This is a genomic window from Sphingomonas sp. S2-65 (assembly GCF_021513175.1).
Lineage (GTDB): Bacteria > Pseudomonadota > Alphaproteobacteria > Sphingomonadales > Sphingomonadaceae > Sphingomonas.
Genome location: NZ_CP090953.1, coordinates 3,538,357 through 3,562,494, shown reverse-complemented (window position 1 = coordinate 3,562,494; position 24,138 = coordinate 3,538,357). Strand labels below are relative to the sequence as shown.

Below are 24,138 nucleotides of genomic sequence, written 5' to 3'. Positions count from 1 at the left end.
AAGCGAAGCTGACCCCGTGAACGTAGACCTGTTCGACTTCGATCTGCCGGCCGAGCGCATCGCGCTGCGCCCGGCCGAGCCGCGCGACGCCGCCCGCCTGCTCGTCCAGCGCGGCGACACGCGCGAGGACCGCCACGTCCGCGACCTCCCCGCGCTCCTCGCCCCCGGCGACCTGCTGGTGTTCAACGACACCCGCGTCATCCCCGCCCAGCTCCACGGCCTGCGTGGCGAGGCGCGGATCGGCGCCACCCTCCACAAGCGCGAGGGCCCGCGCGACTGGCGCGCCTTCATCCGCAACGCCAAGCGGCTCAGAGACGGCGACAGCATCGATTTCGGCCAAGGCGTTACCGCCACCGCCAGCGACCGCGCCGAAGACGGCAGCTTCCGCCTCAGCTTCGCCGGCGACGAGCCCGTCGAGCTGCTGCTCGAGCGCTGCGGCGAAATGCCGCTGCCGCCCTATATCGCCTCCAAGCGCGCCCCCGACGAACGCGACGCGGACGATTACCAGACGATGTTCGCCAGCGAGCCCGGCGCCGTCGCCGCCCCCACCGCCGCGCTGCACTTCACCCCCGATCTGCTCGCCCGCCTCGACGGGGCCGGCATCGGCCACGCCACGCTGACCCTCCATGTCGGCGCCGGCACCTTCCTGCCGGTCAAGGCGCAGGACACCGCGCAGCACAGGATGCACGCCGAATGGGGCCGTATCGATCCTGCCACCGCCGACCGCCTCAACGCCGTCCGCGCCGCCGGCGGCCGCGTGATCGCAGTGGGCACCACCAGCCTGCGCCTGATCGAGAGCGCAGCAGGCGAAGACGACATCATCCGCCCCTTCGAAGGCGACACCGCGATCTTCATCACGCCCGGCTACCGCTTCCGCGGCATCGACGGCCTGATGACCAACTTCCACCTGCCGCGCTCGACCCTGTTCATGCTGGTATCGGCGCTGATGGGGCTGGAGCGGATGCAGGCGGCCTACGCCCACGCGATCGCGAACGAGTACCGGTTCTACAGCTATGGGGATGCGTCGCTGCTGCTACCCTAAGCGCCCCTCAGGCGTCGTCGGCATCCACCGCGGTATCGACGTCCTCGAACACTTCCAGCGCCACGTTGACGAAGTTGCTTGCCTCCAGCTGGATCAGCGGAATGGGCGCATGCTCGGCATTGATGCGCTCCACCGTGTCCGCGCGCACCCGCACCAGGAAGCGGTCACAGCTGCTCAGCACCAGCATCTTGATCGCGCGATTGTCGTCCAGTGCGATGTTCTCGGCAATGCCTTCATACGCCACGTTGGCGCCGTCATGCTCCAGCGTGGTCACGACATAGGCGATGATGAAGCGGTTCGCCGGCCGCGCCTGATCGACCCAGCGCTTCAACCAGCCAAAGCTCGCCGTCTCGCGCAGATCCCGCACCCACCGCCAACCGCTCGCCCGATAGGCGACCGCGCCGACGATCACCGCCGGGAGCAGCAGAGATACGAACCAGCACAGGAAAGCGCCGTCGCTCGGCACGCCGGCGGATCGGCCGTTGGTCAGGATCACGCGATATACATTGGGGTCGAAGCCGACGCGCAAGCAGCGGCCACTCCAGCCGCAAGCCCCCGCCTGCACCGCGAACAATCCGGACAACAGGATGTGCCCGACCAGCGCGCCAAAGACGATCACCAGCAGGCTGAAGGTCGAGCCTGCTTTCTCCGGCGCCTGAGAGATCAGCTCGGATCGTTCGCCGGCGCGAAGCCCCGCCCACAATCCCAATCCCGGCGCCAGCAACAGCAGCGCCAGGAAGAGCGTGTAGCTGAAGCTCATTCAGCCCTTCTTGGAACCGGCCTCTTGCCCCGGCTTGCTAGTTCCGTGCTGGCCATTGGCAGCGCTGCGCACGACGAACTTGCCATCCTCGAAGCTCGCCGCATCCTTGGCAGCCTTCCAGCTACCGAAACGGGCGTGGACGGCATTCGCCGTCTCGATCGACTTGGCAGTGTTGACGCGCATGCGAACCTCCGGGGTTTAGATAGGCGGATTGGCGGGCGGCGGCAACTGGGCAGTAAGCTGACGGGCAGCTTTCGGGTACTCAGGCACGGTAAGAAGACCTTCGTTCAGCTAGCTGTAAAATCCGGAACGATCCAACTGTGCACATTCACCGATTAACCACCTCAAATTCACCGTGGCGTCGTCTGAGCGGCGCGTCCCCCCTGCCATACCTATCCGACACGTCTGGAGGGAGATCGCTGCCGGGGGGGGGGAACTGACTTCACCGAAGTCTTTGGCTACTCAGCAAGGGCTACAAGGGACGTCCGCGCCAGGGTATCTGTGCTGTTCACGGCTGAAGCGCCAAGGACCCACGCCATCAATGCGACTCAAATCGCGGGCATAGCCGCACGCTTCGGGAAGTTTTTTCCTACAGCTCGTCATAACTGAACAGCCACATCGCGCCCGCCTGCTTGGCCTTATCGCCGGTGCGCTGCAGCCGGCCGACGACGGTGTAACGAGCATCTGCCTTGATCGGCCCGGCCGGCATCAGGCCCGGAAGTTGCGGCGTAACATACAGGATCAGAGGATATCCGTCGTCCGTCGTCATGCTGACTGCCGAGTAGCCAAGCGACCCACCAAGGAGCTTGGGATTAGCTTGGCCGGGGCCATGTGGCGGATCGAGGCTGGTGATGCGGCCGGTGACGCGGACGAGATTGCCCAGCGGCTGATCAGTGATCGGATCGAACGGGCGCTTGGTTCGCTGGCGTTCTTCGTTGCGCGCTTGGTAGCGCGCCATCAGTTGACCCAGCGTCTGATACTCGATCGTCCATTTCGTCTTGGATGCATTCGACAAGGTCGGGCGGAAAATATTAAATAGGGTATCGGTCCATCCGGCGCATCCGTCAGCGTCCTCGCAATACCGCCATGCGCTGCCGATCCAATCAAGCAACTGCCGATCGGGCTTCGAGAATTCGGCTTCCTTGGCAAGGCCAGGCCCAAAGGCGACGGCCGCTTGGCGCTGCCGGGGCGCGACGACCGCCACCGCACCATTGCCGACGTCTAGCTTGCCGACGCGCAGCTGGCGCATCATCGCCCAGGCGAAATCCTGGGCCGACATGCCACGTAGATCGTCGACGATCAGGATGGTGAACTCTACGCCGGCATCCTTGGCGAGCGCATAGAGCTGCTGGTCCATCGCGTGGACGCGGGCTGGATCGAGCCGCCCGGTTTCATCAGCTACGAAGCGTCCGTATTTGAAAGGGATCGAACCGGAAACCGGCAGCTTACGGCCAATCAGGGGGCCGGTGGCCGGAGCAGGGCTGACGATAGCAGCACTGGATGACGGCTGGGGCATCTGCGCTGATGCCGAAACGGGCGCGGCCAATTGTCCTGCGCCGCCGGCGCAATTGCTGCCGCGGGTCTGCTGGCAGGATTCCATCCAGCCCTGTTTGATCGCGTCCGCGCGCTGGCCCTTTGCGGGGTGAGTCGCGCTGGCGTGATCGCTGCCGACCTTCAGGATCATCTGCGTCGCCGCATCGAGCGGCGCTCCCATCTTCTGCAGCACGAAGCCGCTGAACTTGTCCGCCTCGAGCTCGATGTTCGGCCGGCTGCCACCAGGAACGATGGTGTGGCCTGAGAGGTGGTGCGCGATCTCGTGCGCCATCACGCTTACTGGACCCCAGGGGCTGCCGCCAACCAACGCCCGCGCCTTGGCCATGAACTCGGGATTGAAGGCAATTACGCGGCGCGGCACCCGCTTGTCGTCGAGCAAGATTACGGCCGCGGCGTTATCGACGGGCCCGGACACCACGACGAAATTTGAGGGTAGGCCGGTGAAGCTCATGATGCGCTGCACCGCGACGGCGCACTCGTTAGGCGCGTCTCCGTTCAGCGCGGCCGGTTCGACGGTCATTGGGCGTCCATCGTAGGAGCAGGACTGAAGGGTCGAGGCGATGGCCTCAACCTTCTGCGCACCTGTCAGCGCATCGCCGGAAGGCGTCCCTCCCCCGCCGCAGCCGAGAAGCGTGAGCGGTGCAGCGATTGTGGATGTGAGCACGAGTGATCGAGCGCGCATGAGGTTTCCTCTCCTGATTATCGAGTCACGAGCCAAAGGATGGCGGCGGCATAGGCGCGCAGCAGTAGCCAGCTTGCCGCCGCATAGATGCCGCAGGCGAGGAGAAGCCGAAGCCAATCCCGTCGAAATTCGAGCAGGAAGAACTGTTGATAGGCCAAGCCCACAACCAGGAGCTTGAGCACCGTCATGTAATATTGCGAAGCCGCCTTGTGCGCCACAATGAAAGCAGGGTCGCGCCAGATCAGGGTGGGCAGAAGATTGGCAAGGATCAGCGCTAGCGTGATGCACTGGCAGTAAATCGCGAGCACCGCATGTTCGACAGCATTGTAGCCTAAACGGCGGCGGAATGTGATCCAGCTGCCAAGGAAGATTGCGAAGATTCCGAGCGAAAAGCTCCAGTTGGCGAAAGCCATGACGCGCTGAGACATACGATCGACATCGCTGTTGCGCCCGGCAAAGCCGAAATGCTGAAAGTATTGGTTCGCCGCAAGCATCAGAACGAGAAAGGCGACGAGTGCAAGCAGCAGCGCCAAAGGGTTCATGTGCGCGGTCCGCTTACCCCGCACATACTCGCGTGCAACCCCGCCAGGCGCGAACAGAAGGTGGCGGAGCGTGCGGGCTGATTTCACCTCAAAGAAGCGCAATCGATCCCAGCTTTCCTTACCCATGTCGTGGAAGCTCAGGCGACGCGCTATCTTCTGCCCGCACTGGCCACAATGCGGCGAATGCATTTCGACGTCGCAATTACGGCAGCGTGCGGCATCGAACCATGCATTCGCGATTTGGCCGTCCCCCTCCCTATCGCTCACGGCAGGCAAATCGCATATCGTTCGCTGTTGGCTTCATACCAGCATCAGGCAATCATCCGTTCGTCAAATGGCGACACAACGCCGAGACATAAAACAAGTTAAGAATGCGACCGTTCCGCATCTTGCCAATTGGAACTGGTGCATGATCATCTGCGTGTCCATTACAAGTGGATAGAGGCGTCTTGGTCCCATTAGCTAGCCGCCGTTTTCATCTAGGTTCCCCTAACAAAACGATGGCCGCTTTCGGCGGTGCTGCTGGACGACTGCAATTGGGCGCAAAGCGGAACTGACTGGAAGGATGCGCGCAGTTCGCACCCGTGCTAGGCTCAGCCCCATTCATTCGGCCATCGCAACGCGCCGCCCGAAGCAGTCGAAAGCCACCCATGTCCCTACTCCTCCTCGTCGCCGCTCTCGCCACCTCCGCGCCAGTCCAGGATCGCCCCGCCCCGCCCTGCGCCGCCGCCACCGCGGAATGCGCGCGGCAGGCGGGCAGCAATGCGACCATCGTCGCGGAGCCGGTCGCGATGATGATCGCCGCGTTCGATGCCGATCGCGACGGGCGGGTCACCCGGGCGGAGTTCGACGCGGGCGTGCGCCAGTCCTTCGCTGCGCTCGCCCCCGGCGGCGCGACGATGAGCACCATCAAGTACGGCGACTGGGCCGAACGATGGCTCGGCAATCGCAACGCGCTGCCCAGCCCGTTCGAGGTCGACCTGGATGGCAGCAACAGCATCACGCTCGACGAGTTGCTCGCGCGCTTCGTCCGCTACTGGGCGCAGTTCGACGCCGACAAGGACGGCACGATTCTCCGTTCGGAGCTGCTGACCGTGCGCACCAACCGGGTCCGAGACGGCGATGGCCGCGGCCGGGGCGGAAAGGATCGCCGCGGCAACTGAGCCGCCGCGCCGGACGTGCGCGCGCCTTCTTCCACAGCTTGCCCCGGTCGTGCGCGGTTGCGGGGATAGCGTTCCGCCGCGGTTTGTCGCTACATCTCGGGCATGAGTAATGCCGCGCCGCACCATTCGCACGGGCACAGCCATGCGCAGGGCCAAAGCCATGAGCCAGGCGCTCCGCAGGGCCACAGCCATAAGCACGGTCACGGTCATAGCCACGGGCATGGCCACGGCCATTCGCATGGCCCCGTGGATTATGGCCGCGCCTTTGCGATCGGCACGGCGCTCAACCTCGCCTTTGTCGCGGTCGAGGGGACGGCCGGGCTGCTGACCGATTCGGTCGCGCTGCTCGCCGACGCGGGCCACAATCTCTCCGACGTGCTCGGGCTGCTGCTCGCCTGGGGCGGGGCCAAGCTGGCGACGCGGCCGGCGTCGAAGCGCTTCACTTATGGCTATCGCGGCAGCTCGATCCTGGCGGCGCTGGGCAATGCGGTGCTGCTGCTGTTCGCGGTGGGTGGCATCGCCTGGGAGGCGGTGGGCCGCTTCGCCGCGCCGCCCAGCGTCTCGGGCGGGGTGGTGATGGCGGTGGCCGGGGTCGGCATCCTGGTCAACGTCGCCACGGCGATGCTGTTCGCGCGCGGGCGCAAGGGCGACCTCAACATTCGCGGCGCCTATCTCCACATGGTCGCCGATGCGGCGGTGTCGGCCGGGGTGGTGATCGGCGGCGGGCTGATCCTGTGGACGGGCGCGGAGTGGATCGACCCGGCGATCAGCCTGGTGGTGGTGGCGGTGATCCTGTGGAGCACCTGGGGGCTTTTGAAGGAATCGCTCACCATGGCGCTCGACGCGGTGCCGGCAGGGATCGATCCCGATGCGGTGCGCGCGGCGCTGGCCGGGCTGCCGGGGGTGGCGCGGGTGCATGACCTCCATATCTGGCCGATGAGCACGACCGAGGCGGCGCTCACCGCGCATCTGGTGATGCCCGGGGGGCACCCCGGGGACGACTTCCTGGCGAAGTTGGCACATCGCCTCGCGGACGATTTCCGCATCGATCATACCACGGTGCAGATCGAGCTGGGCGAAGGCGCCGAGTGCCGGCTGCACGGGCCCGCCAATGTCTGAGGGCGCAGGGGGGCGGGCGCTGCGGCTGGTGATCTTCGATTTTGACGGCACGCTGTCCGACAGCGGCGACTGGTTCCTGTCGGTAGCGGACGAATTGGCCCGACGCTTCAACTTCCGCCGCGTGTGTGACGCCGAAGTGGCGATGCTGCGCCACAAAAGCTCTCGCGAGGTGATCGCCTATCTGGGCATCGCCCGGTGGAAGCTACCCCTCATTGCGCGGCACACCCTGAAGAAACTCGGCATCGCTCCGGCGGAGGCGCTGGCGATCGGTGACGAGACCCGCGACATTGATGCGGCGCGTGAAGTGGGGATGCGCACAGGCGCGGTGCTGTGGGGCTATGCCAGCGAGGCGGTATTGCTCGCGCACCAGCCCGACACGCTGTTCCGGACGCCGCGCGACATTCTTGGCTACGTCGGAGCGAACCTCTGAGCGGGTCAGGCGCCGCCGATGCCCTCGATCACCTTGCCGCTGCCATTGCAATTGGGGCACGTCTCGCCGTCCAGCTCGCCGGAGCCGTTGCAGCGGGGGCAGAGATTCTCGCCGGTGCCGGGGGTGCCGGGTGCGGCGTCGTCGCCGGGATTGGTGGCCATGATTGCTCTCCTTAGTCGAAGTGGATCGCGAGCCAAACGGTTGGGCGGTCGGTTGCGGTCCACGCTACCCAATGGGGTTGGTTCTTTGCGATCAGGAGATGATCGCCGGGGCTCAGGCTGACGATTTCGGAATCTTCGATGCGGATGCCGGCGGCGCCTTCCAGGAGGAGGACCCATTCGTCGCGATCCTGGATCATCGGCTGGTCGTTGGGGGTGGACTGGCCGTTGGAGACGATGCGCTCGATGCGGAAGGTGGGGCGGGTGAGGAGATCGGTGAAGACCTCGGCCGACTTGGCGGCGGGGAGGCGCTTGAGGAGATTGGCGACGTCGGGCTTGTAGCGCGGCTTTGGCGGTGGCTGACGCTCTTGTTGACGCTGGAGCGTCTTCTTTCGCGGGCCGGCGGAGCGGGTCCAGTCGGCGTGGAGCTGGCCGCGGAGATAGCCCTCAACCTCTTCGTAAGTAGCTGATAACACTTTGCCTTTTATGCCGAGGACGGGCTTACCTTCGGCGTCCTGCAGGCCGAACAGGCCGTAATCCCCGCCTTCCTTGCGTCGCCTGGAGCGGACCAGCTTGAGACCGCGGTGCGCGGCCATTTCGCGCAGTTTTTGATCGGCTTCGCTGACCATGTTCCCTCGACTTGGATGCCTTAGCGGCGCTAGGGCAACGCGCATGCCTCGTTTCCAGTTCACCATCCACAAAACCGACGGAAAAGCGCGCCGCGGCACGATTTCCATGCAGCGCGGCGAGATCCGCACCCCGGCCTTCATGCCGGTCGGCACCGCCGCCACGGTGAAGGCGATGAAGCCGCAGGACGTGCGTGCGTCGGGTGCCGACATCATCCTGGGCAACACCTATCACCTGATGCTGCGCCCGACGGCCGAACGCATGGACAGATTGGGCGGTTTGCACGCGTTTATGGGCTGGAATCGCCCTATTTTGACAGATTCCGGCGGCTATCAGGTGATGAGCCTGTCAGAATTGACCAAGCGATCGGAAGAAGGCGTCGCGTTCAAGTCGCATCTCGACGGGTCGAAGCACATGCTCAGCCCCGAGCGGTCGATGGAGATCCAGCGGCTGCTCGGCTCCGACATCGTCATGGCGTTCGACGAGCTGGTCCCCACGACGTCGACCCGCGAGGTGCAGGCAGCAGCGATGGAACGGTCGATGCGCTGGGCGAAGCGGTCGCGCGCCGGGTTCGACGCGGGTGGCGCGCATGCCGAGCGCGCGGCACTGTTCGGAATCCAGCAGGGTGCACTGGATGAGGGGCTGCGCAAGTCGAGCGCCGACGCCCTGAAGGACATCGGCTTCGACGGATATGCGGTGGGCGGCCTGGCGGTCGGCGAGGGCCAGGAGGCGATGTTCGGCGTGCTCGACTATGCGCCCGGGCAGCTCGACGAGTCCAAGCCGCGATACCTGATGGGCGTGGGCAAGCCCGACGACATCGTCGGCGCAGTCGAGCGCGGCATCGATATGTTCGATTGCGTGCTGCCGACGCGGTCCGGGCGAACCGGCCAGGCGTTCACGCGCGGCGGACCGATCAACATCCGCAACGCCAAGTTCGGCGAGGATCAGGGTCCGCTCGATCCGGCGTGCGGCTGCCCGGTGTGCGGGACGTGGAGCCGGGCATATCTCCACCATCTGGTGCGCGCGGGCGAGATCCTGGGCGCAATGCTGATGACCGAGCATAACCTCTGGTTCTACCAGGCGCTGATGAGCGACCTGCGCGCGGCGATCGAGGCTGGGCAGTTGACCGCGTTCGCCGATTGCTTCCGGCGAGACTATCGCGGCGGACCGGCGGAGAAGGGCTGAGCGCCCTTCCCCGCCGCGCCCCTCAGCGCGGCTTGACGAACTTCAGCGTGAAGCGGTCGCTCTCGCCGATCGCGGCGTATTTCGCCCGATCCTGATCCTTGAGCTGATAGGTCGGGGGGAGCGTCCAGACCCCGTTGGGGTGATCGTGGGTGTCCTTCGCATTGGCGTTGATGCGGCTTTCATCGGCGAGCCGGAAGCCGGCTTCCTGCGCGAGCCGGACCACCGTAGAGCGCTTGATATAGCCGCTGGTCTTTTCCCGCGCGGTGTCCATGTCCTCAGGCAGCCGGTGGTCGACGACGCCCAGCACGCCGCCCGGCTTGAGTGCGGCGTAGAATGCCTTGAACACCCGGCCGGACACGGCGGGATCATCCTGCATCAAGAGGTTGTGGACGTTGCGGAAGGTCAGCACCACGTCCGCCGTCCCGGCGGGTATCGTCGACACGCCGGTGGCGAAGTCCACCGTATGTACCGGCGTGTCGCCATATTGCGCGGCCTTGCCCGCCAGCGCGGTGCGAAGCCGATCGGCCTGCGATGTCGGTACCAGCGCGACATAGTGGCCCCGCCCCTTGACCAGCGGTGCCAGGATCTCGGTGTACCAGCCACCACCGGGCAGGAACTCGACCACCGTCTGTGTCGGCTTCACGCCGAAGAACGTCAGCGTCTCGACCGGATGACGGTACCGGTCGCGCTCGCGGTTTGCCGGGGTCCGCGTCGAGGAGGCGACCGCGGCTGCAATGTCCCCGGACGGGCGCGTGGACTGCGCCGCGGCTCCCCCGGCTCCCAGGGCTGCGATGCAGGCGAATGCGAGTAGCGGGCGGGACATCAAGGGCTCTCCTGGCGGATGATGCGGGATCATGGCTCGACTTACGGGCTCGGGCAACCGGCTTTGGCATCACGGGAGATCGGTGATGATACCATGTAGCGCAGGATGATTGGAGTCGCGGAAACGGGGCGCCGTTGCGCGGGGGCGATTGCGAAAGCTGCGTCGTGGTCGATCGAACCCGGTTGGATCGGTAGGCTGACGTTGGGTTGCGCGACTTACGCCGGCAGCCCGCCTCCCTTCTTTCAACCTCCCCTGCAAGGGGAGGTGGCAGCGCGCAGCGCTGACGGAGGGGTGTCAGCCTATCGATGGCGGGATACCCCTCCACCACGCCCTGCGGGCGCGGTCCCCCTCCCCTTGCAGGGGAGGATTGGTTGGGCCTGTTCGTTTGCGCGATTAACCGAAACGGAGGGGGTGCTGGGGTAGCGTCACCTGCAAGGGGGGCGGTTGCCGTGGCTGGATCCATTCGTGGGCTGATGGGCAAGATGGCGGTGGAGCGGCTTGCAGTCGTCGTTGCGCTGTTCGTCACGCTGGGATTCGAGCTGCTGCTCGCCGAGCGGAAATACGGGTTGTTCGGCGGGGGGTTCGGACAATCGCGTGCGCTGGATGGTGCGGGTGAGGTCGCGTTGTTCCTCGCCTGCGCCCTGGCCGCGCAGGCGCTGTACGTCGCCCTCGCCTATCTGCTGATCTTCGTGCTGATGAACGGTCGCACGCGGCGGTTGACGCGGCTGATGACCTTTCTGTTCGTCACCTGCGGGGTCGCGATCGCCGTCGCCATGGCCAAGTTCGAGCTGCTCAGTTACTTCAGCGACGCGGTGTCGTTTCAGCTGCTGGCCAATCTGGGCGGCGGCAGCCTGGTCGATGCGGCGTTGTTCGGGTTGAGCGAAGGCGCACTGATCGCGCAGATCCTGGGCGGTGCGATCCTGGCCTGGCTGGTCTGCCTGCTGCTGATCCGCCGCTTCACGCCAGCCACCGATCGGATCGCCGCAGCCGCGCTGGAATGGCGCACGCTGCTGGTGCTGGCGGTGCTGGTGCCGGCGCTGCTGCTCGCGGCGAACGGGAAGCCCGATGTGCGCCACGCCGTAGGACGGATGAATGCCACCAGCACGATCGGCATGGGGCTCAACCGGCTGACCGATTTCGATGGTGACGGCTATAGCTGGTTCTCGGCGCTGCGCGATCCGGCGCCGTTCGACGGTACGCGCTATCCGTTGGCGCTCGATATTCCGGGCAACGGCGTGGACGAAGACGGCATCGGCGGCGACCTGAACCTGCTGGAGGCGGATTCCGCGCCTGCGCTCCCGCCCCTGCCCAAGCGTCCACGCCATCTGGTGCTGATCGTGCTGGAAAGCACGCGCGGCGACGTGATCGGCAAGCGCGTCAACGGCAAGGTGGTCGCGCCGAACCTGGAGGCGCTGGCGCAGGCGGGCAGCATGGCGCCCGAGGCGTATAGCCATGTCGGTTTCACCACCGCATCGCTCAAGAGCCTGTTCTCGGGGCAGTATGAGCCGCGCGTCGGCGCGCCGTCGCTGTTCCGAGACTTGAAGGCTGCCGGCTATCGGATCGGGGTATTCTCCGGCCAGCCCGAGGACTTCGGCGACATCTCGCAAGTCACCGGCATGCGGGCGACGAGCGATGTGTTCGCCGACGCGGAGACGCTGAAGGCCGACCGCGCGTTCGGCTTCGCCGCGCAAGGATCGCTGCTGGTCGATGAAGCCAAGCTGCTGGCGCAGTTCGATCAACGGATCGGCGCCAAGGGGTGGCAGCAACCGACCTTCCTCTACTTCAACTTCCAGTCGCCGCATTTCCCATATCATCATCCGGGCATGGTGGACCGGATCGAGCCGAACCCGCTGCCGCGCGACCAGATCGACGCGGCGCACCGCGCGGCACTGGCGCCGACCTATTGGAACGCAGTCGCCTATTCCGACGCGCGGATCGGCGACGTCATCGCGCGGCTGAAGGCTCTGGGGGTGTGGCAGGACACCTTGCTGGTGGTGACCGCCGACCATGGCGAATCGCTGTTCGAGGACGGGTTCCTGGGTCACGGCCACCGCATCAACCGCACCCAGACGCACATCCCGCTGGTGATCAGCGAGCCGGGCGTCGACCTGTCCGCGCCGATGGGGCTGAGCGACTATCGCGGGCTGCTGCGCCGAGTGCTGGCGGGTGACCGCGCGGGCGTTCGCCGGCGCGCTCCGGTGCTGCGCTATATCGGCACGCTGGATGCCCCGGCGGCGATCGGCATGGTCCAGCCGGGCGGGCTGAGCACCAGCTTCGACCTGGAAAATCAGACGGTGTGGTTCGAGGAACGCGGCCTGCACCAGGATTATGCCGCATTGCCGCCGGGGAGCGCCGACCGCGCGCGCGCCGACCTGTTGCTGCGGGCATGGGGAAGCGCGCGGTGGCGGCAGCATCAAGGGCACTGAGCGCCGCAAAGGCTTATCTTAACCATAGACTGTTTCGCGCCGGGACGGGCGGAAATCCGGGGGCGAAGGACAGTTGGAAGCACGATATATGGGCTGCCGTCCGCACCTGTCCGGTGCGTTGGAGATGTTGTTTGGCCTGGCGGCGATTCACGCGAATGCAGATGCGGGGGCTGGCGGCGGGACTGATGGTCTCGGCGATCGGCGCCGGCTTTTCCGCGCAGGCGCTGCAATCGCCCGAGCCGGTGGCGGTGTCCGCCGAGGCGAACCCCAGCGGATATGAGGCCGAGGATCATTTCCCCGGCGCCGCGCTGTTCAATGCCGTTGACGACGATGCCGCAGTGGCGGCGGGAACGACAGGCACCATCGCCCTGCCCGCGCTGCCGGTAGCGGCCTCCGCCGCTATAATGGGCGACGGATCGGTGCGGCCGGCACAGCCGTTTCGGCTCGCCGGCACGACGCAGGATCGCGTGCGCGCGCTGCAGTGCCTGACCAGCGCGATCTATTACGAAGCGGCGAGCGAGCCCGATGACGGGCAGCGCGCGGTGGCGCAGGTGGTGCTGAACCGCGTGCGGCACTCCGCTTTTCCCGCAACGGTGTGCGGCGTGGTGTATCAGGGGTCGGAGCGGCGCGGATGCCAGTTCAGCTTCGCCTGCGATGGAGCAATGGCCCGAGTGCCGTCGCGTAGCGCCTGGATGCGGGCGCAGGGCGTCGCCGCGGCGGCGCTGGCGGGCAGCGTGTTCGCGCCGGTCGGGCTGGCGACGCATTACCATACCTATGCCGTGACGCCGTCGTGGAACCGCAGCCTGGTGATGACCGGCGTGTTCGGAGCGCATTTCTTTCACCGCTGGAAAGGCTGGTGGGGCACGGCGGCGGCGTTCGGCCAGGCCTATCATGGCGGCGAGCCGTACCCTGCGCCGCATGCGCCGGTGGCGGTGCCGGCGATGGCCGGGCTTATCCCGGCGCCGGTGGCCGCAGTGAGCACGGTGCCGGTGGCGGTGGCCGCGAAGCCGGTGGCGACGCCGGTGGAGCGGGTACAGCCTGCCTATGCCGAGAGCGGCGCGGTTACCGACGCGTATGCGGCAGGGGGCGAGTCGCAGATCCTCGACAAGTGGAAGGACAGCGGCAAGCCGATCCGGTGATAGTCGCTCCGACACGAAAGCACCCGCCGGAGCACCGAGCCCCGACGGGTGCCGAACCTAGCCCTTGTCCCTCAACCGCGAGGGAGCAGCTCGGCTCTGATTAGTGGCGGCGATTGTGCTGGCGGTCGTTCTTCTCGACGCGGACCCGCGCCGAAAGCGCGTCGAAGCGGCGATCGAGATCGCGGCGCTCGGCCACCGTCAGGCCGGGGCGCGAGCGGCGATACTGCGCCTCGAGGCGCGACAGCGCGCGGAAGTCGTTGCGGAGCCGCGTCGCTTCGTTGCGGTTCAGCGCGCCCGAGCGGATGCCCTGGTTGATGCGCGTCTCCAGTCGTGCCTGGCGGGCGTTGATGTTCTGCCAGCCTGCCTGAGCAAAAGCGGGTGCGGGCGCCGCGATGGCGGCGGCGGGAACCGTGGCGGCGGCGATGCCGAGGCCTGCGAGCATGAGTGCGAACTTCTGCATAAAACGCTCCTTCTTGAACCGGGCCGCGTGGGCGGCCTGAAGGAGGTAATGAACCGTCGCTGTGTCGGGAATGTCCCGCAACCGGCGCTTTTATGTCGCAGTTTGTCGCATCTCCGGAGCGACCGTTCATCTTGGCCGCCGCAATTGCCTCACACCGGGTCGGGAAGCGGCTTCGTGCCGTCGGAGCGGGCGACGTAGAGCCGCTCGACGCAATGCTCGTTGGCCCAGGCGAGCCCGGCCGATTCGGCGTCGTCCGAAGAAGCATAAGGATCGCTGCCGACCATCGAGACCGATTCGAACGCGTCGGCGTCGCCGCAGCTCGCCAGCACCGAGCCGTTCAGTTCGAACTTGCCGCCGGGCAGCTCCTGGATGCGGATGCAGTCGGTATCCTCGGCGGCGGTGTGCCCTACCGGAAGCTTGATGATTTCCATGACCCACTCCTGCGTTGTCGTGCAACAACGCGCGGGGGCGCGAACGGTGCCTCGGGGCGGCGCGTCAGGCGGCGAGCAGCCGCTGGGCTTGGGCGCGGGCTTCGTCGGTGATCTCCGCGCCGGAGAGCATGCGGGCGATTTCCTCACGGCGCTGCACGTCGCTCAGCGGGGTTACGCCGGTGCGGGTGACGATGCCGTCATGGCTCTTGGCGATGAGGAGGTGCTGGGCGCCGCGCGCCGCGACCTGCGGGCTGTGGGTGACGACCAGGACCTGGGCGGTGCCGGCAAGCCGCGCGAGACGGTCGCCGATCGCGCTGGCGACCGCACCGCCGACGCCGCGGTCGATCTCGTCGAAGATCAGCGTGCGCGCCCCGCCCTCTTCGGCCAGCGCGACCTTGAGCGCCAGGATGAAGCGCGACAGCTCGCCGCCCGAGGCGATCTTGATCAGCGGCGCGAACGGCGCGCCGGGGTTGGTCGAGACGGCGAACTCGACGCGGTCCATGCCGGTGGCGGTCCATTGCGCCTGGTCGAGCGGCTCGACCACGGTGCGGAAGCGGGCGGCGTCGAGCTTCAGCGGCTTGAGTTCGGCTTCCACCGCGGCGTCTAGGCGCGCGGCGGCCTGTTGCCGCGCCTGCGACAGAGTGCGGGCGGCTTCGGCATAAGCGGTATGCGCCTGCGTCACGGCGCGTTCGAGCTTGGCGATGCCGGCGCCGCCGCTCTCGACGCGCTCCAGGCGGCTGGCGAGATCGTCGAGCAGGGCGGAGAGATCGTCGGGGTGGACGCGATGCTTGCGGGCCAGGCCGCGCAGTTCGAACAGCCGCGCCTCGTCCGCCTCGAGCGCGGCGGGGTCGAAGGCGAGCGCATCGCCGGCCTGGTCGATCGCGTCCTGGGCTAGGGCGGCCTCGGTGATCGCGCGGTCGATCGCGGCGAGCGCCTCGGCCAGGGCGTCATGCCCCTCGGCGATGCGTTCGAGGATGCGCGCGGCCTGGCGGAATTGGCTGAGGCCGCCTTCGGAGCCGTCGAGCAGTTCGGCGATCGACTGGAGTTCGGTGGCGATCTTTTCGCCACGCTGCATGGTGGCGCGACGGTCGGCGAGGCGCTCCTCCTCGCCTGGTTCGGGTGCGAGGCCGCGCAGTTCGGCGACGGCATGTTCGAGCCATTCGCGGTCGCGCTCGGCGAGTTCCTGTTCGGCCCGGGCAACCGCGAGCGCGTCCTCGGCCTGGCGCCAAGCGCGGTGGGCGATTGCGATGGCGCCGGTATCGAGTCGTGCGAAGAGGTCGAGCATCGCGCGGTGGCCGCGCGCGTTGAGCAGGCCGCGATCGTCATGCTGGCCGTGGATCTCGACCAGATGCGGGGCGAGTTCGCGCAGCAGCCCGGCGGATGCGGCCTGATCGTTGACGAAGGCGCGGCTGCCGCCATCGGCCTTGACGATGCGGCGGATCAGCAGCGGTTCGCCGGGTTCGAGCTCCAGGCCGTTCTGGGCAAGGAGGTTGGCGATGGCGCCATCCTGCGCCGGGGTGTCGAAGCTGGCGGTGACCACCGCCTGCGCCGCGCCCTGGCGAACGAGCCCGCTATCGCCGCGCGCGCCGAGCGCCAGGCCGAGCGCGTCGAGCAGGATCGACTTGCCCGCGCCGGTTTCGCCGGTGAGCACGCCAAGACCCGTCCCGAATTCGAGGTCCAACGCCTCGATCAGGACCACGTCGCGGATGGAGAGCGCCGTCAGCATCGCCGCGGCTTATCGCAGGAACACAGCGCGAACGGAAGCCGTCACGCCCGCTTTTCAACCGGCCGGTGTCACCTGAGGCTGCGCGGGGGTGGGTGTCGGGGCGGGCGTCGGCGCGGGAGCTGGCGCCGGAGCGTCCGCCTCGGCCTGCGCCTGGGTCAGCTTCTCGCGGTTGTCCTGCATCACGTCATAGGCCCGCTTGTACCAGTCGGTGCCAGGATAGTTGGCACCGAGCACGGCGGCCGCCTTGTTCGCTTCGGTCGGCAGGCCGAGGTTCATGTAACTCTCGGTCAGACGCAGCAGCGCTTCGGGCACGTGCGTGGTCATCTGGTAATTGTCCACCACGGCGCGGAAGCGGCCGGTGGAGGCGAGCCACTGGCCCCGGCGCTGGTAGAAGCGACCGATTTCCATTTCCTTGCCGGCGAGGTGGTCGCGGACCAGGTCCATCTTGAGCCGCGCGTCGGCGGCGTAGCGGGTGTTGGGATAGCGGCGGGTCAGCTCGCCGAGCGAGTCGAGGGCCTGCTGGGTGATCTTCTGATCGCGGGTGACGTCCGAGATCTGCTCGTAATAAGAAAGGCCGATGAGGTAATAAGCGTAAGGCGCGTCGCGGTTGCCCGGGTGAACCGCCAGGAAGCGCTGCGCCGAGGCGATCGCCTGGGCATAGTCCTGGTTCAGATAGTAGCTGAACGCCCCCATCAGCTGCGCGCGGCGCGCCCAGATCGAATAAGGATGCTGGCGCTCGACTTCGTCGAACAGCGCCGCGGCCAGCTTGTACTGGCGGCGATCCAGCCGGTCCTTGCCGGCCGAATAGAGCGTGCCGACGTCGCGCGCGACATAAGGCAGGTCGGCGTTGCTACCCCCGCGGCGGGCGCAGCCGGCGGCGGAGAAAGCGAGGACCGGGAGAAGCACGAGCGCGGCGGCGCGCGACAGGGAGGTACGCATGGGTTTGGGTCTTAGCCGAGGGCCATGGCGTCAAACAATCCTTTTCAGGGCCGGATTGCGGCGGAAGGTCCAGAGAGGCTAGGTGGCGGGCGAAACCTGCGCTCAGAACCCGGAGAACCATCGTGACCGCGACCCTGCTTGCAACTCATCGCGTCGAGAAACCGTGGGGGCGCCACAAGCTGTATCCCGGCTTCACCGATCCCGCTGCCGATGGCGAGCCGGTGGGCGAGGTCTGGTTCCAGACGCCCGGCGACAGCACCCCGGACCTGCTGATCAAATATCTGTTCACGTCCGAGAAGCTGTCGGTGCAGGTGCACCCCGATGACGCGCAGGCGCATGCGCGCGGTCTGCCGCGCGGCAAGGACGAGTGCTGGGTGATCCTGGCGGCCGAGCCCGATTCGACCATCGCGCTGGGCACCAAGGCTCCGGTCGACGCCGAGACGCTGCGCGCCGCCGCGCTGGACGGGTCGATCGAGGAACTGCTCGACTGGAAGCCGGTAAAGGCCGGCGACTTCTTCTACGCGCCCTCCGGCACGGTGCACGCGATCGGCGCGGGCATCACCCTGATCGAGACCCAGCAGAACAGCGAGACCACCTATCGGCTGTACGATTATGGCCGCCCGCGCGAGCTGCACCTGAACGACGGCGTCGCGGTGGCGGACGCGCGGCCGTTCGTGCCGCACCCGATGCCGGGCAAGGTCGCCGACGACCGCACCATCCTGGTGGAAGGCCCCAAGTTCGTGCTCGAGCGCTGGGAAGGCGGGCACCGCAAGCTCAGCCTGCCCGCAGGCAAGACCGGCTGGCTGATCCCGGTGACTGGCGAAGGCGTGGTCGACGGCGTGGCGTTCCGAGCAGGCGAATGCGTGACGCTGCAAGGCGAATGCGAGCTGCATGCCGAAATGGGCAGCGACTTGTTGTTCGCCTATCCGGGCGACACGCGGATCTGATGCTGCACGCACGGTGAACGGGAGGTAGTTTCCCGTTCACGCAACTGTCCGCGCGGACGGCACGTTCATACCGCATCGACAACGACAGGAGCCGCACGATGCGTTTCATTCTTGCCGCCACGCTGGCTGCCATCACCATGCCCGCAGCCATCCCTGCCGCTTCGGCAGGCACCGCGACGATGGTCAGCGCCGCTGCCGTCACTGCCGCCGCTCCGCAGGACTGGCGTGACCGCGACGACCGCCGCGATCGGCGCGACCGTTATGACCGCCGCGACACCCGCCAGGGCCGCGAGGATTGGCGCCGCTACCGCAACTACGATTACAATCGTCCGGGCCCCGGTCAGCGCGCTTATTATGCCGACCAATATTATCGCGACGGCCGCTATTATCAGGAGCGCCGCCTGAGCCGGAACGACCGGATCTATCGCGGCCGTAACGGGCAATATTACTGCCGCCGCAATGACGGCACCACCGGCCTGATCGTCGGCGGCGTCGCGGGTGGCCTGCTGGGCAACACCTTGTCCAACGGCCGTTCGGCTACCCTCGGCACGCTGCTGGGTGCAGCCGCCGGTGCGGCGCTGGGCTCGTCGGTCGACCGCGGCAACGTGCGCTGCCGCTAAACGCTCTGCCACGCAGGCGAGAGGGAGCCCGGCGGGAAACCGCCGGGCTTCTTTGCGTCGGTCTATGGAAACGCACAGGAGCGGTCGAAACTCTCTGTCCTACCAGGTCAGCGGGACCCCGGCTCAAGGCCGGGTGACGCGGTGGCTAGGTACGATCCGCGGCGTTGCCTAGATCAGGCCGCCGGTCAGCATCACGCGCAGGCCGCTGACCACCAGCAGCACCAGATTGAAGTTCCGGCCGGCGTTGCTGCGCGACATCATGCCCACCACCGTGCCGACCACCGCGATCGGCAGCGCGACCCAGTTGAACATCGGGATCAGCGGAAAAGGGATGATACCGACCAGCGTGAAGGGCAGCGCCACGAGGCCGATGAGGATCGAAAGGATATTCAGCATGACCGGGATATGGCCCCATGGGGGTGTACTGGCAAGATAGGACGCCGACTGCCGCGTTGCCAGCATCGGGTCTACGCGGCATGATGCCCGAAACAGCGTAGGGGGAATGCGATGCGGCGGTCGGTCGGTGGGCTTTGTGCGGCATTGATGCTTCCCCTGCCCGCAGTCGCTCAGGAAGCGCCGCAAGCAGCGACCGGCCCTAACGCTCAGGGCGACGTGTCGGTTACGATCTACAACAACGATGTCGCGCTGGTGCAGGACGTGCGGACGCTGAACCTGGCGAACGGGCGGGTGCAGCAGAGCTTTCCCGACGTCAGCGCCGCGATCCGGCCCGAGACCGTGTCGCTGGCGGTTCCGGACGCGCAAATCGTCGAGCAGAATTTCGACTATGACCTGCTCAGCCCGTCGAGCCTGATGGAAAAGGCAGTCGGCGAGACGATCACGCTGGTGCGCACCAACCCCGCGACCGGCGCCGAGACGCGCGAACGGGCGCGGGTGTTGGCAGTGAATGGCGGCGTGGTGCTCGACATCGGCGGCCGTATCGAAGTGCTGCGGGACGACGGGCTGCCGGTGCGTGCGGTGTTCGATCGGGTGCCCGAATCGCTGCGCGCGCGCCCTACCCTGTCGGTCATGCTGGCAAGCACCCGCGCCGGCGCGCGTCCTGCCGCACTGTCCTATCTCAGCCGCGGACTGGGGTGGAGCGCGGATTACGTCGCCCTGTTCGACGACAAGAGCGGCAGGATCGACGTCCAAGGCTGGGTGACGCTGCGCAACACCAGCGGGACGACCTTCAGCAATGCCAAGACGCTGCTGGTGGCCGGCGAAGTCGGCAGCAGCGAAGGCATGAACCAGGGCATGTACCGTCCGCGCCAGCCGCGGGTGATCACGCGCGTAAGGCCGGGCACGGAGAGCGCCAATCGCGAGCAGCTGGGTGATTTCTATCTGTACCCGCTGGCCGAGCGCACCACGATCGCCGACAAGCAGACCAAGCAAGTCAGCTTCCTGGACGTGAAGGGTGCGACGGCAAGTTCGGCCTACCGCTTCGAGAATGGCTGGCTGGGCAGTTCGGAAGAACCGCGCAGCGCCCAGTCGGTACTGCGCTTCGCCAATTCGGGCGCGGCCGGCCTGGGCGATGCGCTCCCCAGCGGCACGGTGCGCGTCTATGTCCGAGATGCGCGTGGGCAGCCGCAATTCACCGGCGAGAACGTGATCGGCCATACGCCGCAGGGGTCGACCATCGCGCTGCCGACCGGCGACGCCTTTGACGTGAAGGTGCAGCCGACCACCGTATCGCGCACCCGGATCTCGGGCGACCGCTGGCGCACGCAGATGCGGTACCGCCTGACCAATGCGCGGGCGCGGTCCGTGACGGTAGAACTGGTGCAGAGCGGGCTGCAATGGGGCGATACGCGCGTGATCGAGGATAGCCGCAAGGGCGAGCGGACCGACGCCGGAACGATGACATGGCAAGTGCCCGTACCGGCAAATGGGGAAACGGTGGTCACCGCGACGTTCGACACCCGTTTCTGAGCATGTGGCGGCGAGCCCTTCAGGCGCTGATCGCCGTCGGGACGGCGGCGGGAGGCGCGGAGGCGCAGACCGTCACGTCGCCGGCGCCCGAGCGCGTGTCGCTCACCGTGTACCGGGCGCCCAATGGCGGCGGAGCGATCGACCTGCGCTATCTGGCTGGCTTCGCGATGGTCACCGAAACGCGGCGCGTGAAACTGCCGCGCGGACCATCGGTGGTGCGGTTCGAAGGCGTCGCCGAAGGGATCGTCCCGGTCAGTGCCGTCGTGGACGGGCTGCCGGGGGGCACGATCGAGAAGAACAGGGACGCGCGGCTGTTGTCGCCCGCCTCGCTGATCGACGGGACGCTGGGGCGGCAAGTGACCCTAACCCGCACCGACAAGGCAACCGGGCGGCAGGTGCGCGAGGAGGCGACGGTGGTCGCCGGCCCCTCCCCCGGCGTGATCCTGCGCACGAAGAACGGGATCGAGGCGCTGCGCTGCTCGGGCCTGCCCGAGAGGCTGACCTATGACGGCGTGCCCGCAGGGCTGTCGGCCAAGCCGGTGCTGAGCGTGACCACCACCAGCGCGCGGGCGCAGACGGTGACGGTCAAGCTCAGCTACCTGGCCTCCGGCTTCGATTGGCGGGCGAGCTATGTCGCAACGATGGCCGCGGACGGGGAAAGCTTCGGGCTGTTCGCCTGGCTGACGCTCGCCAATGGCAATCCCGAGAGGTTCGCCGGTGCGGAGGTGCAGGCAGTGGCCGGGCGGCTGAACCGCGTGGCGACTCCTGTGCTGGAGCGTGCGGTGTCGGCCTTGCGGCTCACCTGCTTCCCGCTGGGCACCACTACGTCGGACTTGCGCGAGCAGCGGTTCGAAGAGGCCGACGAAATCGTCGTTACCGGCAGCCGGATGGTCGCCGAGCCGGTGACGATGTACGCTCCGCCCGCACCGACGCCCGAGCCGGCCCCGCCACCGGAGGACCTTGGGGACCTGAAGCTATACCGCGTGCCTGAGCGGGTGACGGTCGCCGCGCGTGCGCAGAAGCAAGTGGCGCTTTTGTCGCAGCCGCGCGTGCCGTTCGCGCGGCGCTATCGGCGGGCGGTCTGGCCGGGGCAGAAGATCGACGCGGCTACTACCGAGATCGTGCTGGTGCTCGCGAACCAGAAGGATGCGGGACTCGGGGTGCCGCTGCCGGCGGGTGACACCGCGCTGTATGCGCCGCGCGGCGACCAGCGGCTGTTGCTCGGGCTTGGGACGATGAAGGACCGCGCAGTGGGCGAGACGCTGCGGCTGGCGGCAGGGATCAGCAGCCAGGTTCTGGTCGAGCAGACGGTGCCGGGCGACAACCAGGCGGTGCTGCGCGTCACCAACGCCAATCGCTTTGCGGTGACGGCCGAGCTGCCGATCGGTGGCGCGGGGCAGAAGATCACGGGCGAAAGCCAGGAGCTGCGACTCGTCGACGGTATCGCCACCTGGACCGTCATCGTGCCGCCAGGCGGGCAGGCGGAGTTGCGCTATCGCTACTGAAAGCAGGCGGCGCTTGGGCTGAGGGCGCTAGCCTGCTAGGGGCGCGGCCATGCTCAACCTGACCGACATCACGGTGCGCCTCGGCGGACGCACGATCATCGACAATGCCACCGCCAAGCTGCCGCCCAAGGGCCGGATCGGGCTGATCGGCCGCAACGGCGCGGGCAAGTCGACGCTGGTGAAGGTGATCGCCAGCCAATTGGAGCCCGATACCGGCAACGTCGAAATGCCGCGCGGCGCCAAGCTCGGCTATATCGCGCAGGAAGCGCCGTCGGGCGACGTGACGCCGTTCGAGACGGTGCTGGCCGCCGACACCGAGCGCGCCGCGCTGCTGGAGGAGAGCGAGACCAGCCAGGATCCGGACCGGCTGGGCGACGTCTATGAGCGGCTGATGGCGATCGACGCGTACACCGCGCCGAGCCGGGCGTCGCAGATCCTGGTCGGGCTGGGCTTCGACGAGGACATGCAGCACCGGCCGCTCGACAGCTTTTCGGGCGGGTGGAAGATGCGCGTGGCGCTGGCCGCGTTGCTGTTTTCCCAGCCCGACATGCTGCTGCTCGACGAGCCGTCGAACCACCTCGATTTGGAAGCGGTGCTGTGGCTGGAGGACTTTCTGAAGTCCTATCCCGCGACGATCCTGCTGGTCAGCCACGAGCGCGACTTCCTCAACAATGTCGTCGACCATATCCTGCATCTCGATCGCGGCAAGCTGACGCTCTACCCGGGCGGCTACGATTCGTTCGAGCGCCAGCGCGCCGAGCGGCAGGCGCAGATCGCCTCGGCGCGGGCCAAGCAGCAGGCGCAGCGCGAGCATTTGCAGGCCTATATCGCCAAGAACAGCGCGCGTGCCTCGACCGCAAAGCAGGCCCAGTCGCGCCAGAAGGCGTTGGCCAAGATGCAGCCGATCGCCGAATTGCTCGACGATCCGACGCTGAGCTTCGACTTCCCCAATCCCGACGAACTGCGCCCGCCGCTGATCACGCTGGACCTGGCGAGCGTGGGGTATGATTCGACGCCGATCCTCAAGCGGCTGAACCTGCGGATCGATCCCGATGACCGCGTGGCGCTGCTGGGGCGCAACGGCAACGGCAAGACGACGCTGGCGCGATTGCTCGCGGCGCAGCTGACGCCGATGGAAGGCGAGATGAACGCCAGCGGCAAGATGCGGGTGGGCTATTTCACCCAGTATCAGGTCGAGGAGCTCGACCGCGACGAGACCCCGCTGCAGCACATGACCAGCCTGATGAAGGGCGCGACGCAGGGCGCGGTGCGCGGCCAGCTGGGGCGGTTCGGCTTTTCGGGGCAGAAGGCGACCACCGAGGTCGGCAAGCTGTCGGGCGGCGAGCGGGCGCGGTTGGCGCTGGCGTTGATCACGCGCGACGCGCCGCACATGCTGATCCTCGACGAGCCGACCAACCACTTGGACGTCGACGCGCGCGAAGCGCTGATCCAGGCGCTGAACGAATATACCGGCACCGTGGTGCTGGTCAGCCACGATCGTCACATGCTGGAAATGACGGCCGACCGGCTGGTGCTGGTCGACCAGGGGACCGCCAAGGAGTTCGACGGGTCACTCGACGATTACATCGCCTTCGTGCTGAGCAAGGATGGCGCGGGTCCCAAGCTGTCCAAGGCCGACAAGAAGGAAGCGCGGCGGCTGGCGACCGAGGCGCGTGAGAAGGAGGCCGAACTGCGCAAGGCGGCCAAGTCGGCGGAGGCGGAGCTGGCCAAGCTTACCGAGCAGCGTAGCGCAGTGGAGCGGGCGATGTTCGATCCCTCGACGGCGGAGGGTGCGCTTGCCAAGCTGAGCATGACCGACCTGATGAAGCGGCGCTCGGAGTTGAGCGACAAGATCGACGCGGCAGAGGCGGCGTGGATGGAGGCGAGCGAGGCGCTGGAGGGAATCGAGGCGTAGCGCCCGCGCGCTCCGGCCT

At 67.2% G+C, this 24,138-nt stretch carries 24 protein-coding genes; 12 read left to right on the top strand and 12 right to left on the bottom strand.

Annotated elements, in window-relative coordinates; genetic code table 11:
- The first annotated feature begins 16 nt into the window (after window positions 1-16).
- On the top strand, window positions 17-1,042 hold the full coding sequence (gene queA / locus LZ586_RS16775) for a tRNA preQ1(34) S-adenosylmethionine ribosyltransferase-isomerase QueA (RefSeq protein ID WP_235077457.1): 1,026 nt from the start codon (window positions 17-19) through the stop codon (window positions 1,040-1,042).
- A gap of 7 nt (window positions 1,043-1,049) precedes the next feature.
- On the opposite strand, the gene LZ586_RS16770 is transcribed toward queA, so the two are convergent.
- The 4 genes from LZ586_RS16770 to LZ586_RS16755 form a co-directional block, all read right to left on the bottom strand.
- Window positions 1,050-1,802 (bottom strand): hypothetical protein, encoded by a 753-nt coding sequence (locus tag LZ586_RS16770; RefSeq protein WP_235077456.1) that lies wholly within the window; start codon window positions 1,800-1,802, stop codon window positions 1,050-1,052.
- Complete coding sequence (locus tag LZ586_RS16765; protein ID WP_235077455.1) at window positions 1,803-1,985, bottom strand: hypothetical protein; 183 nt, start codon at window positions 1,983-1,985, stop codon at window positions 1,803-1,805. It lies immediately after the preceding gene.
- Window positions 1,986-2,391: 406 nt separating this feature from the next.
- Window positions 2,392-4,074, bottom strand: coding sequence for a TPM domain-containing protein (locus LZ586_RS16760; protein ID WP_235077454.1), 1,683 nt, complete (start codon window positions 4,072-4,074; stop codon window positions 2,392-2,394).
- Window positions 4,056-4,769 carry a DUF3667 domain-containing protein gene (locus LZ586_RS16755; protein ID WP_235077453.1) on the bottom strand — a complete coding sequence of 238 codons (714 nt, stop codon included), beginning with the start codon at window positions 4,767-4,769 and terminating at the stop codon, window positions 4,056-4,058. Before LZ586_RS16755 ends, LZ586_RS16760 begins: the two co-directional genes overlap by 19 nt.
- Before the next feature lie 461 nt (window positions 4,770-5,230).
- Between LZ586_RS16755 and LZ586_RS16750 the strand changes: the two genes are divergently transcribed.
- From LZ586_RS16750 to LZ586_RS16740, 3 genes are all read left to right on the top strand, one after another.
- Complete coding sequence (locus LZ586_RS16750; protein ID WP_235077452.1) at window positions 5,231-5,743, top strand: EF-hand domain-containing protein; 513 nt, start codon at window positions 5,231-5,233, stop codon at window positions 5,741-5,743.
- A gap of 102 nt (window positions 5,744-5,845) precedes the next feature.
- Entirely contained in the window at window positions 5,846-6,862 is a 1,017-nt protein-coding gene (locus LZ586_RS16745) for a cation diffusion facilitator family transporter (protein WP_235077451.1), read from the top strand.
- Window positions 6,855-7,292, top strand: coding sequence for an HAD hydrolase-like protein (locus LZ586_RS16740; protein ID WP_235077450.1), 438 nt, complete (start codon window positions 6,855-6,857; stop codon window positions 7,290-7,292). The genes LZ586_RS16745 and LZ586_RS16740 overlap by 8 nt, the downstream gene beginning before the upstream one ends.
- A 5-nt stretch (window positions 7,293-7,297) precedes the next feature.
- On the opposite strand, the gene LZ586_RS16735 is transcribed toward LZ586_RS16740, so the two are convergent.
- Together LZ586_RS16735 and LZ586_RS16730 are read right to left on the bottom strand one after the other, a co-directional pair.
- Complete coding sequence (locus LZ586_RS16735; protein WP_235077449.1) at window positions 7,298-7,453, bottom strand: hypothetical protein; 156 nt, start codon at window positions 7,451-7,453, stop codon at window positions 7,298-7,300.
- Window positions 7,454-7,464: 11 nt separating this feature from the next.
- On the bottom strand, window positions 7,465-8,079 hold the full coding sequence (locus tag LZ586_RS16730; protein WP_235077448.1) for a cupin domain-containing protein: 615 nt from the start codon (window positions 8,077-8,079) through the stop codon (window positions 7,465-7,467).
- Between the two features lie 43 nt (window positions 8,080-8,122).
- Here LZ586_RS16730 and tgt point away from each other — a divergent pair, with 43 nt between their 5' ends.
- Window positions 8,123-9,262: a tRNA guanosine(34) transglycosylase Tgt gene (gene tgt, locus LZ586_RS16725; protein WP_235077447.1), complete on the top strand. Its 1,140-nt coding sequence runs from the start codon at window positions 8,123-8,125 to the stop codon at window positions 9,260-9,262.
- 22 nt (window positions 9,263-9,284) lie between these two features.
- Here tgt and LZ586_RS16720 read toward each other — a convergent pair whose 3' ends face one another.
- Window positions 9,285-10,085, bottom strand: a complete 801-nt coding sequence (locus tag LZ586_RS16720; RefSeq protein WP_235077446.1) for a class I SAM-dependent methyltransferase — start codon at window positions 10,083-10,085, stop codon at window positions 9,285-9,287.
- Window positions 10,086-10,534: 449 nt separating this feature from the next.
- Between LZ586_RS16720 and LZ586_RS16715 the strand changes: the two genes are divergently transcribed.
- Together LZ586_RS16715 and LZ586_RS16710 are read left to right on the top strand one after the other, a co-directional pair.
- Entirely contained in the window at window positions 10,535-12,511 is a 1,977-nt protein-coding gene (locus tag LZ586_RS16715) for a sulfatase-like hydrolase/transferase (RefSeq protein ID WP_235077445.1), read from the top strand.
- A gap of 155 nt (window positions 12,512-12,666) precedes the next feature.
- Window positions 12,667-13,650 (top strand): cell wall hydrolase, encoded by a 984-nt coding sequence (locus tag LZ586_RS16710; RefSeq protein WP_235077444.1) that lies wholly within the window; start codon window positions 12,667-12,669, stop codon window positions 13,648-13,650.
- A gap of 100 nt (window positions 13,651-13,750) precedes the next feature.
- On the opposite strand, the gene LZ586_RS16705 is transcribed toward LZ586_RS16710, so the two are convergent.
- From LZ586_RS16705 to LZ586_RS16690, 4 genes are all read right to left on the bottom strand, one after another.
- Entirely contained in the window at window positions 13,751-14,110 is a 360-nt protein-coding gene (locus LZ586_RS16705) for a hypothetical protein (protein ID WP_235077443.1), read from the bottom strand.
- 149 nt (window positions 14,111-14,259) lie between these two features.
- The gene (locus tag LZ586_RS16700) at window positions 14,260-14,541 is read right to left on the bottom strand and encodes a hypothetical protein (RefSeq protein WP_235077442.1); all 282 of its coding nucleotides are present in this window, start codon (window positions 14,539-14,541) and stop codon (window positions 14,260-14,262) included.
- Between the two features lie 64 nt (window positions 14,542-14,605).
- Window positions 14,606-16,267 (bottom strand): DNA repair protein RecN, encoded by a 1,662-nt coding sequence (gene recN, locus LZ586_RS16695; RefSeq protein ID WP_235077441.1) that lies wholly within the window; start codon window positions 16,265-16,267, stop codon window positions 14,606-14,608.
- A 54-nt stretch (window positions 16,268-16,321) separates the two neighbouring features.
- A complete protein-coding gene (locus LZ586_RS16690; protein WP_235077440.1) occupies window positions 16,322-17,206 on the bottom strand; it encodes an outer membrane protein assembly factor BamD in 885 nt (294 codons plus the stop codon).
- Window positions 17,207-17,328: 122 nt separating this feature from the next.
- Between LZ586_RS16690 and LZ586_RS16685 the strand changes: the two genes are divergently transcribed.
- Window positions 17,329-18,153, top strand: coding sequence for a class I mannose-6-phosphate isomerase (locus LZ586_RS16685; protein ID WP_235077439.1), 825 nt, complete (start codon window positions 17,329-17,331; stop codon window positions 18,151-18,153).
- 98 nt (window positions 18,154-18,251) lie between these two features.
- The gene (locus LZ586_RS16680) at window positions 18,252-18,773 is read left to right on the top strand and encodes a glycine zipper 2TM domain-containing protein (RefSeq protein ID WP_235077438.1); all 522 of its coding nucleotides are present in this window, start codon (window positions 18,252-18,254) and stop codon (window positions 18,771-18,773) included.
- Between the two features lie 168 nt (window positions 18,774-18,941).
- Here the strand turns inward: LZ586_RS16680 and LZ586_RS16675 are convergent, their stop codons facing one another.
- Window positions 18,942-19,169 (bottom strand): hypothetical protein, encoded by a 228-nt coding sequence (locus tag LZ586_RS16675; RefSeq protein WP_235077437.1) that lies wholly within the window; start codon window positions 19,167-19,169, stop codon window positions 18,942-18,944.
- 147 nt (window positions 19,170-19,316) lie between these two features.
- On the opposite strand from LZ586_RS16675, the gene LZ586_RS16670 reads away from it, so the two are divergent.
- From LZ586_RS16670 to LZ586_RS16660, 3 genes are read left to right on the top strand one after another with little or no spacing between them, the layout of a single operon-like run.
- Window positions 19,317-20,699, top strand: a complete 1,383-nt coding sequence (locus LZ586_RS16670; protein ID WP_235077436.1) for a DUF4139 domain-containing protein — start codon at window positions 19,317-19,319, stop codon at window positions 20,697-20,699.
- A complete protein-coding gene (locus LZ586_RS16665; RefSeq protein WP_235077435.1) occupies window positions 20,633-22,204 on the top strand; it encodes a DUF4139 domain-containing protein in 1,572 nt (523 codons plus the stop codon). Before LZ586_RS16670 ends, LZ586_RS16665 begins: the two co-directional genes overlap by 67 nt.
- 49 nt (window positions 22,205-22,253) lie before the next feature.
- The gene (locus LZ586_RS16660; RefSeq protein WP_235077434.1) at window positions 22,254-24,119 is read left to right on the top strand and encodes an ABC-F family ATP-binding cassette domain-containing protein; all 1,866 of its coding nucleotides are present in this window, start codon (window positions 22,254-22,256) and stop codon (window positions 24,117-24,119) included.
- The last annotated feature ends 19 nt before the right edge of the window (window positions 24,120-24,138 follow it).